The following is an 18,115-nucleotide window of genomic DNA, read 5'->3' on the forward strand; positions in this document are numbered from 1 at the left end:
TACCGATCACGTCCAAGCGAAAAGGAGGAAGTAATATGAAGAGAATTTTTATTATTTTCATTAGTATATTCTTTCTTTTTTCTTTAAAGGGCTATGCCTGTTCCTGTGTTCCACCAGATACGCCTGAGAAGGAATTACAACAGGCAGGTGCTGTTTTTAGTGGAAAAGTGATAAAGGTAGAGGAGGATAAAACAGGGGCGTCTTCCGCTAATTCAAGCTCTCAAGTTAGTGTAACGTTGGAAGTGCAGGAGATTTGGAAAGGGATAGAGGAGAATCGTATAGTTGTAAAAACAGAACAACATTCCGCATCATGTGGATATGAATTTAAAAAAAATAGAGAGTACCTTGTATATGCTCAAAAGCAAGGGAATGAATGGTATGTGTCCTTATGCAGTAGAACCACCATTCTTGCTGAGGCAGGCGAAGATCTAAAAGCATTAGGAAAAGGAGATCCCCCAACAACAATCGTAGCCTCCACTGAAAGTGATGTTGTTGAAATAGTGAAAGGATGGGGGATAGCAGTTTTTATTTTAACACTTTTAATAGGGTTATATTATTTTATTAGAGAGACAAACAAGTAAAAACGAAATAGTTCATTTCTCGGGAAATAGCGACAAAATTTCTTTTTTTATTTCTTACATTTCGACAGGAGCTTTTAACCCTAATAGTTTCAATGCTTCTGTAAGGACGATGGATACGGCGTTAACTAACGCCAATCTTGATTCCCTTTCAGTGTCTTGTTGTAGTATTCTTGTTTTTCCATAATATCTATTAAAGCTTTGTGCCAAATCAACAGTGTATTTGGCGATATAGGATGGGGAGGATGCAAGGTTTGCTTTTTCAATAACTTCCGGAAATAATCGGAGCAGCTTAATTATATCCCAGCTTTCTGCATCTTCTAATCCATCAAAAGTTGTAAAAGTAGCCTCTCCAGACTTTCGTAAAATAGAGTGAGCACGTGCATTTGCGTATTGAATGTAGGGACCTGTCTCGCCTTCAAATGTCAGCATTGATTCAAGTGAAAATTCAATGTCATTCTGGCGGTCATTTTTTAAATCATGAAAAATAATCGCACCTACACCAACAGATTTGGCAACATCCTCGGCATTTTGCAGGTGTGGATTTTTCTCTTCAATATTGGATTTTGCCATGGTGATTGCTTCAAGCAACACTTCTTCGAGCAGAACAACTCTTCCTTTTCTAGTAGACATTTTTTTGCCGTCCTTTAAATAAAGACCAAAAGGAATGTGCTGTATGTTATCTGCCCAGTCGTAGCCTAATTTACCTAGCACAGAGGTGATCTGTTTAAAATGTATCGTTTGTTCTTGACCGACAACGTACAATGCTTTATGGAAGTGATACTCACGCTGACGGTACAGTGCAGCAGCCAAATCTCTAGTAGCATACAATGTAGCGCCGTCTGATTTTTTAATTAAACACGGAGGGAGTGCTTTGTCCTCTAAACGAACAACCTCTGCTCCTTGGGATGTTTCTAATAATTGTTTTTCTTTAAGCTGGTCGATTACCTCTTGCATTTTATCGTTGAAAAAAGCTTCTCCATGGTAGGAATCAAACTCTACGCCAAGCAATTGATAAATTTTTTTAAAAGCTTGCAGTGACTCATCACGAAACCATTTCCACAGATTAGTTATCTCTTCCTCTCCATCTTCTAAAAGCTTGAATGCACGTCTACCTTCCGCTTCCAGCTCTGGATTAGTAGCAGCCTCTTCATGAAATTTTTTATAAAGAGTAAATAGTTCTGCAATGGGGTTTTCTTTTACCTTATCGATATCTCCCCATTTCTTAAAAGCAACAATTAGTTTCCCGAACTGTGTTCCCCAGTCACCTATATAATTTATTCGGATTGGGGTATAGCCACATTTGTTTGCAATGAAAGCAAGAGAATTCCCAATAACTGTTGAGCGTAAATGACCCATGGAAAAAGGCTTTGCGATATTAGGCGAGGACATATCTATCACAACTGTTTTACTGCTGCCAAATGTATGAGAGCCATATTGAGACCCTTGCTGTAGAATGGTGTCAACAATCTTCTTCCCGACTGTTTTTGGATCAAATGTAACATTCACATAAGGTCCAATGGCAGTAACCTTAGAGATCTCAGGTGCTTGAAGGGATGCGGCTAGTTGTTCAGCGATAGCGGAGGGAGCTTTTCGTTCTATTTTTGCCAATCGAAAACAAGGAAAAGCAAGATCCCCATGCTGCGTGTGTTTCGGAACTTCAATAGATGAGTGAATCTCGTCTTTCGTTAAGGAACCTTTTAGACAACTGCTTAAGCTTTTAGAAAAAATTGATTTTAAATCCATATTCCTGAACCTCCAAAGTTTGATTTTTCCTCAAATAGAATACAAAAAATCCGCCTCTACTATATGTAGAGACGGATTTATCCGCGGTACCACTCTGCTTCCCTAATGGGCGCTTACTGTATAACGGGACTTTCCCGACCATAGCCTACTTTTGTTCAGCATGGTTTCTCAGAAGTGCGGTTCATTTAATGCATCACACCGGGCTTTCACCATCCCCAGCTCGCTTTCCGATCAACAAAAAATTACTCTCTTCTTCATAGAATTTTTTTATTCCGCTATTAGTAGCGGTATGCTGCTCATTCTTCACAGCACCGCCACTAATCGCTCGATTGGTGAGGTACGGTGAAACTTACCGATGCGAGAGCGACAGTAGAACGGGACTAACCATCCTGCAGAAAATCATCCCAGGATGGAAGTTTCACTTTATTAGGATATATTTTACACAATACCCTGAAAATTGCAATAGTATTCTATGATTCGTCTGAAGAAAACATATAGTTTTTATGGTAAAACCTCATACTGAATACTAGTCCTAGTGCCAGCATATTCCCCATGAGAGAGCTTCCTCCGTAGCTGACAAAAGGAAGGGGGATTCCAGTTATCGGTAACAGCTGGATGGTCATTCCGACATTCTGGAAAACGTGGAAGGTGATCATACTGATGATCCCGGCACACACATAGGCATTGAAAGTATCCTTCGTATCAAGAGCTACCTTCGTCAAATGATAAATCAATAAGAAGAATAAACTAATGACAATACTTGCACCTAAAAACCCGTATTCCTCCCCGATTACACTAAAGATAAAGTCGGTATGGTTCTCGGGTAGAGTAACTTCGCCGTCTTTATACCCTTTTCCGAAAATTTGACCAGAGCCGATAGCGTTTAGCGATTTGATTAAATGGAATCCTTCTAATTTAGCGTAGTTATAAGGGTCAAGCCAAGAATAGATACGTCCAAATTGATATTCTTCCACTTTTAAATATTTTGCCAGTATTTCAGGGGCCCAAATAACAAGTGCCAGTATAGCGCCCCCAATTGCGGTAATCGAACTGAAAATAGGAAGTATAAGCTTCCATGTAATACCAGATACAAGAATAATCCCAACCATGATGGCAATTAGAACGAGTGATGTACCTAAGTCAGGCTGCTTCATAATAAGAGCCAAAGGAATCATCGTTGCTCCGCCGATTTTTAAGAGAAGTTGAAAGTCGGTTTGTAACGTTTTTCTCGTATGGACCTCGTGGTGGTTAGAAATAATTCTTGCTAATACAAGAATTAAAAATGTCTTCATAAACTCTGATGGCTGAATCGAACCTACTGGCAATTCAAACCAACTTTTAGCCCCATTTCTTATAGGAGCAATACTCTCGGGTGCAACAATTAAAGCCAGCAACAATAGTATCCCGAACCCATAAGTATACCAAGCAAGGCGTTTATACTGTTCAGGATCAAAGAATAGGGCAAACCCAATAATCATAAATCCAACTACATACCAGAAGGCTTGTTGTAAAACGAAATTTGCGGAGTATTGTCCTGATGTTTGGGCACTACTTATTCCAAGGGCACTTACAATAAAGAATAGAAGTAATAAAAATGCAAGTCCCCAGTCAATTTTATCAACGAAACGTTGGCGTGTTTCCATAATTTATTCACCTTAATCTTTAAAGATTGATTTACCATACTTAGTCTAATGGAAAGAAGTCTGAAATAGAAATAATATCTATTAAATAAATGTTGAAATTCATATTTCACATTATATATAAATTAAACAGAAATAACGACAGATTTTCTCCTATTATATGCTACCAAAGAACATTTTTTTCTACAATGCACATTTCCAACCATTTTATAACAAAAGCGGAAGCGCCTCGAACAGACCCGACAAGCATAAGACAAGCATCCCAAAAAGGCGCTTTTTGCCTTTATGGGATGAATGGCTTATGACTCGAGGGTCTAGGCGCCGGAACTAGCGGACTATGTGAAAATAAAAAACTGGCTGATACGCCAGTTTTCCATACCTTACTTCATAATGTTTTGTAGTTGAAATTTCTAATTCACCCTAGCCTGTTTACGGAGAAAGGGCTTCTTGATTTACAATCGCAATTGTTTCCTTTGGTAGTTCTTGTGGAGGCGACTTTCTTACCTCAACAAGTTTTACTTGATGGTCCTCTAACTGCTTTATTTTGAACTCATACTCTCCGAAAAGGATGATATCCCCTTGCTTTGCTTCATAGTTATGGGTTAACACCCAACCACCGATCGTATCGATATCCTCATCTTCCATTGTAATCCCTAACAAGTCGCTTAGTTCTGTTACAAGTACCTTACCATCTAGAAGGTAATGATGATCGTGAAGCTTTCGAATCAGAGGCATTTCATCGAAGTCAAATTCATCTCTTATTTCCCCAACGATTTCCTCAATAATATCTTCAACCGTAACTAACCCTGAGGTGCCGCCATATTCATCCATTAGAACAGCGATATGAATTCGTTCGCGTTGCATCTTTGCCAGCAGTTCATCAATCGGCATCGTTTCAATCACGCGAATGATTGGCCGCATATACTCAGATAGTGTTTTTTTCTTTGTATTATCTTGGAGTAAGTTAGTGAAAACTTCTTTTATATTAATAAAACCAATTATGTGATCTTTATCTCCATCAATAATTGGGTAACGGGTAAATTTTTCCTCTTTGACAATAGTAAGTAATGAATCTAATTTATCGTCCATTGCAAGAGACACGATTTCTGTTCTAGGAACCATTATTTCCTTTGCAATCCGATTATCAAATTCAAATATTTTGTTTACGTATTTAAATTCCGACTGGTTAATTTCACCGCTTTTGTAACTGTCTGATAGAATTATCCGCAACTCTTCCTCTGTATGAGCAATTTCATGCTCGGAAACTGCTTTTAGGCCGAATAGTCTTGTGGCAAATCGAGCAGAGCTATTTAATACCCAAATGAAAGGATACAATACTCGATAAAATAAAATTAAAGGCTTTGAGAATAGAAGAGTAATGGCTTCTGTTTTGTGTATTGCTAATGTTTTTGGCGCAAGTTCACCAATAACAACATGTAAAAATGTAATGACGGTAAAAGCAACTCCGATAGATATTGCATGTGACAAAGAAACAGCAACATCGAAACGTGAAAAAACAGGTTGTAACAGGCCAGCAATTGCCGGTTCACCGATCCACCCGAGTCCAAGTGCAGTGACGGTTATCCCAAGCTGACAAGCTGACAGGTACTCATCTAAGTTGGTAATGACTTTCTTAGCAGCTAATGCATTCTGATTTCCTTCCTCCACCAATTGGTCAATACGAGACTTTCTAGCTTTGACAATGGCAAATTCAGAAGCAACAAAAAAGGCTGTTAAAGCAATCAGTATTACCACAAGCACCAAACTAAATATGTCCAATTAAGTTCCTTATCTCGCCTGTAAGACGAGTAAGGAGTCACCTCCTAAAGTGATAAAAAATAGTTACATTCATTATATGTTTAAGTAAGAAAAAAGATGGGTAAAGATTCTTACTATATAAAAAATATTATAAAAATAAAAGAGATAGACCGTCAAATTCGGAATACCGTCATATTTACTTGAATTGTAGGCTAAATGTGTTTGATATTCATCCAATAGCACCTGATATTGTTCTTTTTCTCCTTTTTCATTTATTCCTTTCTTAAGGATAAGGGAACCTTGTATTGTTTTCCCTTAGTTAAAACAACAAATTATTACGTAATTTGACCCAATTTGACCCAATTTGATACAATTCATCAGACTTTTGTCATCATTTTGAAATGAAATAGAAAAGGTAATTATACATCTACCTCTGTTAAAATAGAATTACATAATATGGTTTTGAAAAGGTAGTTTTTGGGGGTAGATTTTTTTGAAGTCAAATGGACAAGTCCATAATCTTATCTATGTACATAAAAATGTCGAACAACAATTTGTTATGTCTTACGGTATTGGATTTAAAGAGTTTGCTCATTATGTTCCTGAGCCATTGCAAAATATGCTTCTAATTAAGCATCAGTTTGATTATGGTGCTTTTAATATGCATACAAATTTAGAATACGTCGAAGAGTATGAATTGAAAAAAATTGTAGAAGATAATGTTTACGGATATGGAGATTTTTGTTGGATAGATTTTCAGGAAGAAGTGGGCGTAAATGAACTTAACGGACAAGAAATAGCAGAATTGCTTTACTTAGGTCATTTAAAACAGCATCTTTGTTCTCCATTTTATTCAAAATTAAATAACCGATTTGTCTACTTGTCACATGATGATGGATGGTTTAATAAAATATATTATCGTGATTTTAATGATTTTTATCATATGCTAGGGAGTACCGTTTCCTCAAAGCTTAGCGCTGTTAAAGGAGAAAAAACGTTATTAGGTATAAAAAAAAGGAAAGAGTATCCTCCAATCCCAAAGGACGTTATTTATTCATTTAGAGAAAAGATGAAAGAGGGTATGGTTATTGCGGTTGAACAAGCAATACAAAGTAGAGGGAAGATAGAAATTCCGATATGGGTTATTGGTGATTATTTTAATATGGATGAAATGTACGAAGATTACGTGCAAATGAAAAAAATGCCTGCAAATGGACTTATTGTCTATGATCGAAAGTCAAAGGAATGGAATGCGATTGTTAAATAATGAAGATGTCCCTTTTTGTAGAGAAAAGAGGCGTCTTCGCTTTTTTTGTATCCTTTTTTGTTTAGGTGCGGGTTTTTAATGGGGAGGGGGGAGCATATGAACTGGAAGCGGATAATGAATATTCTAGGAATGGCTGTGATTATACTTCTTCTTGTTTGGATTAATAAAAGTTATCTTAACTTCCGCCCCATTGAGATCCGCGATTGGATTTTATCCTTTGGTTGGTGGGCGCCTTTATTCTTCATTGTCGCTACTACGTTAAGACCACTAATTCTCTTCCCTACTTCCATCCTTTCGTTAGCTGCGGGGCTTGCATTTGGAGCAATAGAAGGATTTGTTTATATAGAATTAGGTGCTTTGGGAGGCGCAACAGTTGGATTCTTGGCATCTAGTTGGATAGGAAAATCGATAGTGAAAAAACCTTCTCGAAGGGTAATTCGTATAAGAGAAAGGATGAAAGAACAGGGATTTTTCTATGTGCTTTTTTTACGAATAGTCCCTTTCTTAAATTTTGACTTGGTTAGTTATTTAGCCGGTATCGCTAAAGTAAGGTATCGTTCCTATATAACGGCAACCGCAATTGGTGTTCTTCCTGGAACGTTTGGTTACGTACTTCTAGGGTCTAGTATAGTAACGGGAAGCCGAATGAATCTGTATATCGCAATTACGATCTTTTTGGTCATATTAATTGTTTCTGTTTTGAACAGGGGAAAATTAAAAGAATGGGTTGGCACAAAAGAATAACGAAGAGACAAGAAGGCGCCCTTCGTTAGTATAAAAGTTGCAAAGCGCTGCAAACAAAAGAGAAAATTAGTTGTTTATTATTTAATGGAACTGCTCTTTAAACCAACCTCTATAAGTTTGTCTTCCAATAACATTAGGGTAGAGCAATGAACGTAACTTTAGAATCAGTGAAAAGTGGAAGGTTACTCGTTCATTTCAAGGTAGTGACTAACGATTTACTTTATTCCCCACTGTCTTTCTTAATAAAACGCATATCCATCCGCTTTTTTAACCGCCATATCCAACTCCCTACGATGCTAAAGGATCCATACGTTAACATCCCTTTCTTTTCACCAACAGACAGAATGGATAAGTGACGTGATGGAGGTTCAAATGGAATCAGTGCTTTTCCTTCAACAGACCTCATTAAGTTTTTCCATAGAATAGGTCCCTGTCGTGCAGCAGTTATGCCTTTTTTTGGTAAGTGTGAAAAATCAACGAGCGTAGCACAATCTCCAACACCAAATATGTTAGAGAAGGATAGTGATTGTAATGACGAGTTTACAAGCATGAAACCTTTATTGTCCGTTTTGATAGGATTACTACGGAACATTGGTGGTGCCACCGGACCCGCTAGACATATAACCTCATCGAATGGAATTTTTGCTTCTTTTGTATAGGCATATCCGTTTTCAATTTTTTGCACTGTTTGCCCACTATATAATGTTAAACCCTGCTTAATAGCGAATTCGGTGATAGTGCGAGAAGTGTTCCTACCTTTTTCTTCTAACAATGCGGTTGCAGAGTGGACGATGGATATCTGATCATTGCTTAATCCGTTTTTCATTTTCCAAGCCCGTAATGATAGTGCGAGTTCAACACTTGTTGAATCTGCTCCGATAAATAAGCTGTTACGACTATTGTGTAATTTTTCTATTTTAGTAGGTAATTGGGAATAAGGCTTAATAGAAGGGGTGTATTTTTCTAACCCCTTGATAGCGGGCATTTGATATTTCGAACCAATGCCAAACGATACATAGTCATAGCTGTATATTTCGCCTTTGTCCGTTAGTAAATTTTGTTGGTAGGGGTCAAAGGATAATACTGTACTTTCTACAAAATCAACGGAAGCTTCTTTGCACAAATTTTTCAAGTCAATTCTTATTTTTTCTAAAGAATAAAGATCTTCTATATACTCAGAAAACATTCCCGAGTAATAGTGATATTGTGAGGGGGAAATTAAGATCCATTTAATTTCAGTGGTGTTTGTTTTTATTAGTTTTTTTAAGCAATAAAGATGGTTGTTTCCTCCACCGACAAGAATGATGGTTTTCACTTTTAAATTTCCCACTCTTTCCATTCCGGATTAGGTGTGCCATGAATATATTCCCAGCAGGTTTTTAAGTCTTTTTCTTCAAGTGGTTTAAGGGTTACGCGTTTTTTTGTTAACTTCAAATGCAAACATCCTTCCGTGATATTTCTAACTATATATAGTTAATTATAGACAAACCAATTATTTCCTTCTGAAAATGATGAATTTCATCCTATATCGGCATACAGCTGATGGGTTTACACTACCTAGGCTCCTATCGTGTGTCAATGGTGATGAAAATCTCATATCAAACACTCCCTGATAACTTTTCTGGTTTTTTAGCAAGTACCGAACATACTACACCAAGTACAGGGAAGATCAATGAGATTAATAGAATTTCTGTGTATCCTCCGAAGGTATCATACGCATAACCAAATGGGAGAGGTCCAAAAGCAGAACCTAGAACCATTACAGTTGTGGCAATTCCCTTGATACTTCCTAAATAGGCACGTCCGAAGTAGCTAGGCCATACATACGTTAATGCAATACGTTCAAATCCACCACTAATCCCCCACAAAATTCCAAATATAATCGCTAGAAGGGTAGATTTGGTAATTAATAAAAAAAGAATAAAGATAATTTCTCCAATAAAGATTCCTGCCAGGACGTAATTGACGCTTACCTTGTCAAGAACGCGACCAGCAATTAGTGTAATAGGAAACCCGACAATTGCCATTAGGCTTAGGACAAGTGCTGCACTGCCAGCTGATAAGTCATTCCATTTAAAAATAGAAATAAGGTGAAATGTCAGTCCGGTATTTACGAGTGCCGGAATACTGACGCAAAAGAGAATGAGCCAAAATGCTTTTGTTTTACGAGCTTCTTGTAATGTCCAGTTTACTTCGGAATCGCTTTCCTTTTCTTGATCTTCAGCAAGGTCATGGATTCTGTTTTTCCTTACTCGTCCATCTGGCAACAGCCCAATGTCTTCTGGCTTATTGCGAACAAAGTAAAAAGCAAGTGGTGTAAAGATAGCAAGAACGAGTATCCCCCAAATCATCCATGTGAAACTCCAGCCGAACTGATTAACGAGCCATGCATTTAGTGGAGGGAAAGCAGCGGAACTCGCGAATCCCCCAATCGCCATAAAGCTTAATGCCTTTCCACGGTTAGCGATGAACCATTGTGGAACAAGGGTGTTCGGAATTAGTGTCATGGAGCCCTGACCAAAGAGTCTTAGAAAGAAAAATCCAAAAAAAAGCATGAACATATTTGCAACGATACTATTCAAAAAGCAAGCAAGTGCCAATAAAATTGAAACAACAATCATCATATTTCGTTGGCCAAACCGATCAATAAATCGTCCTACAAAGAACATGCATAAACCAGATAACAATGTTGCGCTTGAATATAGGGAAGAAACTTGTGAACGGCTCCATCCAAAGTCTCTAATATATGCATCGATAAAAACGGAAACAGAATACGTCTGACCGGGTCCGGAAAAGAAGACACCTAGACAAGCAATGGCGACAATAACCCATCCATAATAAAAATTTGTTTGTATGGGCGTTTTACTGTATGTCTGACTATGTATCATTATGCTTACTCCTCTCCCTACTTTGTTAAGCCTCATTATACAAGAGTATTTCGGGGAGCTAAATATAATGAACATATTTTTTATTTTTAAATATGGCTCTTTTCTCATAGATTGTTGTTTTTACTTATAACCTCTGCCCGTAGCTCCAATCAACTCATTGGGTTAAACTTAGTTTGTAGTTAACAACAAACTTTACGAAAATAGCCTTAAATATTAAAGGTCCGTCCCTCGTTGCGTTAATGCGATGAGGGACGGACCTTGATTTTTTAGCTTGCTTTGACTTTTTGTATGGGTTGTTTTTCCTTGTTAGTAAGCTTGTCCACGATAGAAGTTATGGCACCGTCGCCTGTTACGTTACAAGCTGTTCCAAAGCTATCTTGTGCAAGGTATAGAGCGATCATTAATGATGTCATTGTACCGCTGAAGCCTAACATGGATTCGAGCAGCCCTAGAGCGGCCATCACGGCGCCTCCTGGAACACCTGGAGCTGCAATCATCGTTACACCTAACATCAAAATGAAAGGGAAAATTTGTGAGAATAAGAGAGCATCTCCTTGTATGAGCATTACCGCCATCGCACAGCTGACAATTGTAATCGTACTACCAGAAAGGTGGATTGTCGCTAATAATGGTACGGCAAAATCTGCTATTCGTTCTCTAACACCATTTTTCTTCGTATGTTCTAATGTTACCGGTATTGTGGAAGCAGAAGATTGCGTTCCTAGAGCGGTAAAATAAGCAGGTGTCATTTTCTTAAGCATACCGAATGGATTTTGCTTTCTTATAGAGCCAGCAACTGTATACTGAATCACTAAGTAAATAAAATGTAAAATAATAATCATGACAAAGACTTTGGCAAAGACACTCATAATTGCCGTTATTTGACCACCTTGGGTCATATTTGCAAATATCCCCATAATATGAAGAGGTAAAAGTGGGATAATAATTTTTTCAATAACAAGTTGAATGATATCTCTAAACTCATTCATCCCTTTTTGTAAAATATCACCTTTAATTGCTGCGATTCCTAAACCGACAGTAAATGAAATTAATAAAGCTGTCATAACCCCCATGATTGGTGGCATATCAACAGTGAAAAACGGTTTAAGCAAAGCTTCTTCTGGGTTCTCAAACGATTGGCTACTTTGATTGTTTAATAGAGTTGGATAAAGACCTTTTGCAACAAAAAAGGCAAATAAGCCAGCCAAAACAGTTGAGCCATAGGCAATACCAGTGGTAAGTCCAAGGAGTTTTCCTGCTCCTTTTCCCATGGAGCCAATTCCTGGTGCGATAAACCCGATAATGATAAGTGGAATGGCAAAACCAAGGAAGTTTCCAAAAAGCCCGTTAAAAGTGGCTAATAATTTTACTGTCCACTGAGGTGCAATACTGCCGATAACAATCCCCAGGGCAATTCCTAAGATGATTCTAGGTAGTAATCCGAGCTTTTTCATCTGATTTGTCCTCCTTGAGTAAACAATTGTTTCCTTTAGGTGGATTATACACTTTGTCTCCCGATAGGTTAATAGGTTGAGTTAAAGTCGGAATATTAAGTTTATTATAAAACGAGATTCCATTTTGTATCAAGACGAGTTTTTATTATCATACATATATATAGGTTATTATCATGTTTCTTTACAAGCTATACCTCGAGGGAATTCTTACTAATTGCTTTCGTTTTATTACAATTTTATTATTCCTTGTGAAACGTGCTTTCTCTTTGGAGGGAAAGTGATAAAATAGATTCATCTAATGTTAATTGGAGGTACCAATCAAATGAAAAAGAAGATTTGTTTATTATATGGCGGTAAATCCGCAGAACACAATGTATCTTTACAGACAGCTAAAGCAGTAATTAGCGCTTTAGATATGAATAAATACGAAATACATCCTATTTTTATTTCGACAGAAGGACAGTGGATGAAAGGTCCTGAGCTTCACGCACCTGTTGAAGATGTGAAGGAACTTCAATATACAAATGGAGAAGCGATTGTACCTAATGCTTTAAGTACATCCCTGACGGTGACTGGAAAGGAAGAGGAGAAAGGTTTCGATGTCATTTTTCCTTTACTTCACGGACCTAATGGAGAAGACGGAACCGTTCAAGGTATGCTTGAGCTGTTAAATCTTCCTTATGTCGGAAATGGTGTTCTTGCTTCTTCAGCTGGAATGGATAAAGTGATCATGAAAAACTTGTTTGCTCAGGCAGGTGTGCCACAAGTTAATTACACCTGGTTTGTGAGAAATACATGGGAAGCGAATCAAACGAATGCATACAAACAGGTAGAAGATAGTATTGGATACCCTTGCTTTGTGAAGCCAGCCAATCTCGGTTCTTCTGTTGGAATCAGCAAATGTACGAATCGTGAAGAGCTTCATACAGCATTTGTCGAAGCATTCCAATTTGATCGTAAAGTGATTATTGAAGAAGGCGTGACGGCAAGAGAAATCGAACTTGGAGTATTAGGAAATGATTATCCTGAATGCTCTGTAGCTGGAGAAATCCTTCCGAAAAAAGACTTCTATGATTATAAAGCGAAGTATGAAGATGGAGACACAGCACTTATTATTCCTGCTGAGATTCCAGCTGATGTGTACGAAGAAATGAAGGAAATAGCCATTCAATCTTTTAAAGCACTCGATTGTGCAGGATTAGTACGTGCAGACTTCTTTTTAACAGAAGATGGGAAAATCTATATGAACGAAGTAAACACAATGCCAGGGTTTACTCCTTTCAGCATGTTCCCACTATTATGGAAGCATACTGGAGTGGAATATCCAGCACTTATCGAAAAACTAGTTTCCCTTGGTGTAGAGCGCCATCAAGAAAAACAATCCATCAAACACACAATGTAAGAATAAAAGTGGAAGCGGCTCGATCAGCTCGCGAAGAAAATAGGGAAATCTCCAAAAGGCGTTTTTTGCCTTTGGGTGATTTCATCTTTTTCACAGCGAGCTAGCCGCAGGAACTGGACAGAGAAAAGTGGAAGCGGCTTGGTCAGAACAACAAGCCTATGGTAGGCATCTTAGGAAGGTGCCTTTTCCTTTTTGGACGAAGATCTTTTTAGCACGTGTCTTTTAGCCGCAAGAAAACCACATACTAGAGAATTAAATTGGTTAGGAGTAATCATATATGATGGAAAGAACAATAAAAGAGATAGCAGCCATGATTAAGGTGGAAAATGATATTTCCTCTTTTGAGAATATAAAAATAAAAGGTGTTTCAATTGATACCCGTACCATTGAAAAGGGCAACTTATTTATCCCATTTAAAGGGGAAAAAGTGGATGGCCATCGCTACGTAGAACAAGCATTAGAAAAGGGTGCATCCGCTGCTTTGTGGGAAAAAGGGGTTCCGAATCCGCCGAAAAATACTCCACTAATAATAGTGGAAGATGGTTTATTAGCACTTCAAGCGTTAGCAAACGAATATCGTCATCAACTGAACTTGAAAGTTGTTGGAGTAACAGGTAGCAATGGAAAGACAACTACAAAAGATATGATTGCCAAAATGCTTTCTGTAAAATATAACGTAAAAAAAACAGCTGGAAACTTTAATAATCATATTGGCTTGCCACTAACTATTTTATCCCTTAATGAAGATACAGAAGTTGCGGTTTTAGAAATGGGAATGAGTGGATTCGGTGAGATTGAATTGCTATCAAATATTTCCCATCCTGACGCAGCGATTGTAACGAATATTGGCGAATCTCACCTACAGGATTTAGGATCAAGAGAAGGTATTACAAAAGCAAAACTAGAAATAGTAAAAGGATTGAAAGAAGACGGCTTATTTGTTTATTTTGGAGATGAGCCACTATTAAAAGCACAAGTTAATGAACTAGATATTCATCGGGTTGAAACATTTGGGAAAAATGACACGAATACAATTTATCCAACAAAAGTGGAGATGGATAAAAACGGTAGTGTCTTTTCCGTTCAGCTTACAGAAGAAGAATTCATTTTACCTGTTCTCGGACAACATAATATCCTTAATGCACTTGGAGCTATGTTAATTGCAAAAGAGTTTGGTATTTCTTTTGCAGAAATAAAAGAAAGCCTGCAATCCCTAAAGTTAACGAAAATGAGAATGGAACTAGTAGAAGGGGAAAAGGGCGAGAAAATCATTAACGATGCATACAATGCTAGTCCAACTTCTATGAGGGCTGCTGTAGAACTAGTAGCAGAGCTAGAAGGGTATCAAACAAAAATATTAGTATTGGGCGATATGCTTGAACTTGGAGAAAAAGAGGAAGAATTCCATCGAGAAATAGGCGAACAAATCGATCCTGAAAAAATAGAGTATGTGTTTACGTACGGAAAGCTTGGTAGGTTTATTGCAGAAGGTGCAAAAAGCCAGTTTGCTCCAACAAATGTGTTTCATTTTGAAGAAAAGTCACAGCTTGTATCAAAATTAATTCAACTGATTAAAGGAGATGAATTAATTTTAGTTAAGGCATCTCGAGGAATGAGGCTAGAAGAAGTAATTGATGAACTGAAAAAATAACGCTTAAATGGATTGCTACGGCTAAGGCTAAGTGGGGGGCAAGAGACCTTACTTAGCCGCCATTTATCTAATGTAACTTTTGTTAAGGTATTAATATTAGTTTGAAATATATTCGCAATGGGTATAAGACAATTGTAGTGTAATGTAAATGGATATGGGAGAGGAGTTTGTTCTCTTTCCTATTCACAAGTATGGTGATGAATGTATGGTTGGATGCTTATTGATTCATGGTTTTACAGGAAGCCCGTATGAAGTGGAGCCGTTAGCCACTTTTCTAGATCAGCATACAGATTGGAAACTCGTTAGTCCAACCTTGCCTGGTCACGGGGAACGTCTTGATTTAAAGGGAATAAAGCATACGGAATGGATGGAGCATGCAGAGAAAGAGCTGCAGCAACTTTTAAAAACATGTAAGGAAGTATATATTATAGGATTTTCAATGGGTGGACTAATTGCTTCCTACCTTTCAGTTAAATACGACATACAAAAGCTGGTTCTTCTTAGTGCAGCTGCCCATTACTTAAACTTTAAACAATTGTGGAAAGATATTAAACTTTTAGTCAAAGAAGGACTACAAGGAAATCTTGCGAATAATGAATTGTATAATCGGTATCATTTTAAAATAAGAAAAACGCCTATTTCCTCTGCACAGGAATTTAGAAAAGTAGTAAGAGTTGTTCGCCCACTTTTAAAAAGAGTTGAAATCCCCACATTTATTGCCCAAGGAGAAAAAGATGGGATAGTGCCACCAAGAAGTGCCCAATATATCTATGAGAACATCTCCTCAAATGAAAAAAGCATGTTTTACTCCTCTAAAGCAAAACATTTAATTTGCCATAGCGAAGACAATAATGAGTTATTTGAGAAGATTCTCCTATTCTTACAAGAAGAATAGGTTAACTATCTTTCATTTGATTGAAAATCATTTGTATAAGTGGTAACATTACTCTATCATGTGTTCTATTCTTGGACGTGCGAACTCTTCCTTTCGAAGAGTGTATTTTTTGTGATTTGAAACTGAAAAGATCTTCGTATGTGAATCATTGTATTATTGGGGCGGTCTACGTCCAGCTACAGTGCCTAGCCCCTCGAGGTCATAAGCCAATCATCCCAAAAAGGAAAAAACGCCTTTCCAGGATGCTCGTCTTATGCTTGTCGGGGCTGCCCAGGGCACTTCCATTTTGTATTAAATTTAATTAACATCTAATGAATATCCGTTGGAATATAGCTACTTAAGTATTTTTTAATTAGATATAAAGATGTAAAAGGAGTATGAAAAACATTGACAAAGTTTTCCGATTTAAATTTAAGCCCAACTACGCTGAAGTCAATTAAGCGTATGGGGTTTGAAGAAGCAACACCAATTCAAGCAGGTACAATACCAGTAAGTTTAGAAGGCAAAGATGTTATTGGCCAAGCCCAAACAGGTACTGGGAAAACAACTGCGTTTGGAATTCCGATGATTGAAAAAATCGATGTGAAAAACCCTAACATTCAAGGGTTGATTATTGCACCGACGCGTGAACTAGCAATCCAAGTATCAGAAGAACTTTACAAAGTTGGTAGCGACAAACGTGTTCGTGTTCTTTCTGTTTACGGTGGTCAAGATATTCAACGTCAAATTCGTGCTATGAAAAAGAATCCACACATCATCGTTGGAACACCTGGCCGACTGCTTGATCATATCAACCGTCGTACATTAAAGCTTCAAAATGTACAAACGCTTGTACTAGATGAAGCGGATGAAATGCTTAACATGGGATTCATTGACGATATCGAAAGCATTTTAAAAACGGTTCCTACTACAAGACAAACATTGCTTTTCTCTGCAACTATGCCGGACCCTATCCGTAAAATTGCAGAAAACTTCATGACAGAACCAGAAGTAATCCGAGTGAAGTCAAAAGAAATGACGGTACCACACATTGAACAATATTTTACAAAAGTTCATGAAAAAGAAAAATTTGAAGTGCTTGCTCGTTTATTAGATGTTCAATCTCCTGAACTTGCAATTGTATTCGGTAGAACAAAACGTAGAGTAGATGAGTTATCAAGAGCACTAAGCATCCGTGGTTACCTTGCGGAAGGAATTCATGGTGATCTTTCTCAAGCACGTCGTATGACCGTTTTGAAAAAATTCAAAGAAGGTCGTATTGATGTTCTTGTTGCAACAGATGTAGCAGCGCGTGGACTAGATATTTCTGGAGTAACACATGTGTACAACTTTGATATCCCGCAAGACCCTGAAAGCTACGTTCACCGTATTGGACGTACAGGTCGTGCCGGCAAACAAGGTATGGCAATCACTTTTGTTACCCCAAGAGAAATGGGCTACCTAAAAGTAGTAGAACAAACAACGAAGAAAAAAATGCAAGGTCTTAAGCCACCAACTCTAAACGAGGCATTAGAAGGCCAACAACGCCTCGCTTTAGACAAATTGATGGAAACAGTAAAAGAAAACAACTTAAAGGACTACAATGCACTAGCAGAAGAATTTTTGGCTGACCACGATCCAGTCCAAGCAGTATCCGCTGTTCTTCGTCTATTAACGAAAGAACCAGACACAACACCAGTAGAAATCACAGCAGAACGTGCCCTACCTTCGAGAAGAGATAATAAAGGTGGAGGTAAACGCGGTGGTTACAACAAAGGTGGTCAATCTCGTAGTGGAAAAGGTGGTCGAGGCGGAGGCGGACGCAACAACGGACGCTCTCAACAACGCTCATCTAACCGACACAAAACATATAATTCTTAATATAGGTTTGAAAACACGATGTCCTTTGGCGGGCATCGTGTTTTTTGGTAAGTGGAACTCTTAGGAGACTTTGCTAATTTAATGATTTCCAAAAAAAGTAAAATTGTCCAGAAAGCAAGATGATTTGTCTAGAAAAGCATTCAAAGTGTCCGGTAAGCTTAAGAAAGTGTCCAGAAATCGGAGAAAAGTGTCTAGTAAATCTAAAAATATGTCCGAAAGCCCGATGACAGGA

Annotated in this window: 13 protein-coding genes and 1 other annotated feature; of the genes, 7 read left to right on the plus strand and 6 right to left on the minus strand. The window is 37.8% G+C overall.

Annotated features, from left to right (window positions below):
* Positions 1-35 precede the first annotated feature (35 nt).
* Positions 36-581 carry a hypothetical protein gene (locus ACFSUL_RS00570; RefSeq protein WP_377931699.1) on the plus strand — a complete coding sequence of 182 codons (546 nt, stop codon included), beginning with the start codon at positions 36-38 and terminating at the stop codon, positions 579-581.
* A gap of 54 nt (positions 582-635) precedes the next feature.
* On the opposite strand, the gene argS is transcribed toward ACFSUL_RS00570, so the two are convergent.
* The 3 genes from argS to ACFSUL_RS00585 form a co-directional block, all read right to left on the minus strand.
* Complete coding sequence (gene argS / locus ACFSUL_RS00575; protein WP_377931700.1) at positions 636-2,324, minus strand: arginine--tRNA ligase; 1,689 nt, start codon at positions 2,322-2,324, stop codon at positions 636-638.
* A 64-nt stretch (positions 2,325-2,388) separates the two neighbouring features.
* Positions 2,389-2,591: a binding site (T-box leader), on the minus strand.
* 203 nt (positions 2,592-2,794) lie between these two features.
* A complete protein-coding gene (gene rodA / locus ACFSUL_RS00580; RefSeq protein ID WP_377931702.1) occupies positions 2,795-3,967 on the minus strand; it encodes a rod shape-determining protein RodA in 1,173 nt (390 codons plus the stop codon).
* A 426-nt stretch (positions 3,968-4,393) separates the two neighbouring features.
* Entirely contained in the window at positions 4,394-5,743 is a 1,350-nt protein-coding gene (locus tag ACFSUL_RS00585; RefSeq protein WP_377931704.1) for a hemolysin family protein, read from the minus strand.
* A 472-nt stretch (positions 5,744-6,215) separates the two neighbouring features.
* Between ACFSUL_RS00585 and ACFSUL_RS00590 the strand changes: the two genes are divergently transcribed.
* Both ACFSUL_RS00590 and ACFSUL_RS00595 read left to right on the plus strand, forming a co-directional pair.
* A complete protein-coding gene (locus tag ACFSUL_RS00590) occupies positions 6,216-6,989 on the plus strand; it encodes a hypothetical protein (RefSeq protein ID WP_377931706.1) in 774 nt (257 codons plus the stop codon).
* A gap of 96 nt (positions 6,990-7,085) precedes the next feature.
* Positions 7,086-7,733 (plus strand): TVP38/TMEM64 family protein, encoded by a 648-nt coding sequence (locus ACFSUL_RS00595; RefSeq protein ID WP_377931708.1) that lies wholly within the window; start codon positions 7,086-7,088, stop codon positions 7,731-7,733.
* Positions 7,734-7,953: 220 nt separating this feature from the next.
* On the opposite strand, the gene ACFSUL_RS00600 is transcribed toward ACFSUL_RS00595, so the two are convergent.
* The 3 genes from ACFSUL_RS00600 to ACFSUL_RS00610 all read right to left on the minus strand — a co-directional run bounded on the left by ACFSUL_RS00600 (position 7,954) and on the right by ACFSUL_RS00610 (position 12,075).
* The gene (locus ACFSUL_RS00600) at positions 7,954-9,048 is read right to left on the minus strand and encodes an NAD(P)/FAD-dependent oxidoreductase (RefSeq protein ID WP_377931710.1); all 1,095 of its coding nucleotides are present in this window, start codon (positions 9,046-9,048) and stop codon (positions 7,954-7,956) included.
* Positions 9,049-9,331: 283 nt separating this feature from the next.
* The gene (locus tag ACFSUL_RS00605) at positions 9,332-10,621 is read right to left on the minus strand and encodes an MFS transporter (protein WP_377931712.1); all 1,290 of its coding nucleotides are present in this window, start codon (positions 10,619-10,621) and stop codon (positions 9,332-9,334) included.
* A 266-nt stretch (positions 10,622-10,887) separates the two neighbouring features.
* The gene (locus ACFSUL_RS00610) at positions 10,888-12,075 is read right to left on the minus strand and encodes a dicarboxylate/amino acid:cation symporter (RefSeq protein WP_377931714.1); all 1,188 of its coding nucleotides are present in this window, start codon (positions 12,073-12,075) and stop codon (positions 10,888-10,890) included.
* Positions 12,076-12,397: 322 nt separating this feature from the next.
* On the opposite strand from ACFSUL_RS00610, the gene ACFSUL_RS00615 reads away from it, so the two are divergent.
* From ACFSUL_RS00615 to ACFSUL_RS00630, 4 genes are all read left to right on the plus strand, one after another.
* On the plus strand, positions 12,398-13,477 hold the full coding sequence (locus tag ACFSUL_RS00615; protein WP_377931716.1) for a D-alanine--D-alanine ligase: 1,080 nt from the start codon (positions 12,398-12,400) through the stop codon (positions 13,475-13,477).
* Positions 13,478-13,754: 277 nt separating this feature from the next.
* Positions 13,755-15,128 (plus strand): UDP-N-acetylmuramoyl-tripeptide--D-alanyl-D-alanine ligase, encoded by a 1,374-nt coding sequence (locus tag ACFSUL_RS00620; protein WP_377931718.1) that lies wholly within the window; start codon positions 13,755-13,757, stop codon positions 15,126-15,128.
* Between the two features lie 148 nt (positions 15,129-15,276).
* The gene (locus tag ACFSUL_RS00625; protein ID WP_377931720.1) at positions 15,277-16,023 is read left to right on the plus strand and encodes an alpha/beta hydrolase; all 747 of its coding nucleotides are present in this window, start codon (positions 15,277-15,279) and stop codon (positions 16,021-16,023) included.
* A 387-nt stretch (positions 16,024-16,410) separates the two neighbouring features.
* The gene (locus ACFSUL_RS00630) at positions 16,411-17,883 is read left to right on the plus strand and encodes a DEAD/DEAH box helicase (RefSeq protein WP_377931722.1); all 1,473 of its coding nucleotides are present in this window, start codon (positions 16,411-16,413) and stop codon (positions 17,881-17,883) included.
* The last annotated feature ends 232 nt before the right edge of the window (positions 17,884-18,115 follow it).

Origin of the sequence: Bacillus seohaeanensis (assembly GCF_042684945.1) — a bacterium.
Classification (GTDB): domain Bacteria; phylum Bacillota; class Bacilli; order Bacillales; family Bacillaceae_B; genus Rossellomorea; species Rossellomorea seohaeanensis.

What these genes read in the sequence shown, in the direction of transcription:
- ACFSUL_RS00570 (WP_377931699.1), top strand. Translation starts at nt 36, where the DNA reads ATGAAGAGAATTTTTATTATTTTCATTAGTATATTCTTTCTTTTTTCT.
- argS (WP_377931700.1), bottom strand. Translation starts at nt 2,324, where the DNA reads ATGGATTTAAAATCAATTTTTTCTAAAAGCTTAAGCAGTTGTCTAAAA.
- rodA (WP_377931702.1), bottom strand. Translation starts at nt 3,967, where the DNA reads ATGGAAACACGCCAACGTTTCGTTGATAAAATTGACTGGGGACTTGCA.
- ACFSUL_RS00595 (WP_377931708.1), top strand. Translation starts at nt 7,086, where the DNA reads ATGAACTGGAAGCGGATAATGAATATTCTAGGAATGGCTGTGATTATA.
- ACFSUL_RS00605 (WP_377931712.1), bottom strand. Translation starts at nt 10,621, where the DNA reads ATGATACATAGTCAGACATACAGTAAAACGCCCATACAAACAAATTTT.
- ACFSUL_RS00610 (WP_377931714.1), bottom strand. Translation starts at nt 12,075, where the DNA reads ATGAAAAAGCTCGGATTACTACCTAGAATCATCTTAGGAATTGCCCTG.
- ACFSUL_RS00615 (WP_377931716.1), top strand. Translation starts at nt 12,398, where the DNA reads ATGAAAAAGAAGATTTGTTTATTATATGGCGGTAAATCCGCAGAACAC.
- ACFSUL_RS00620 (WP_377931718.1), top strand. Translation starts at nt 13,755, where the DNA reads ATGATGGAAAGAACAATAAAAGAGATAGCAGCCATGATTAAGGTGGAA.
- ACFSUL_RS00625 (WP_377931720.1), top strand. Translation starts at nt 15,277, where the DNA reads ATGGATATGGGAGAGGAGTTTGTTCTCTTTCCTATTCACAAGTATGGT.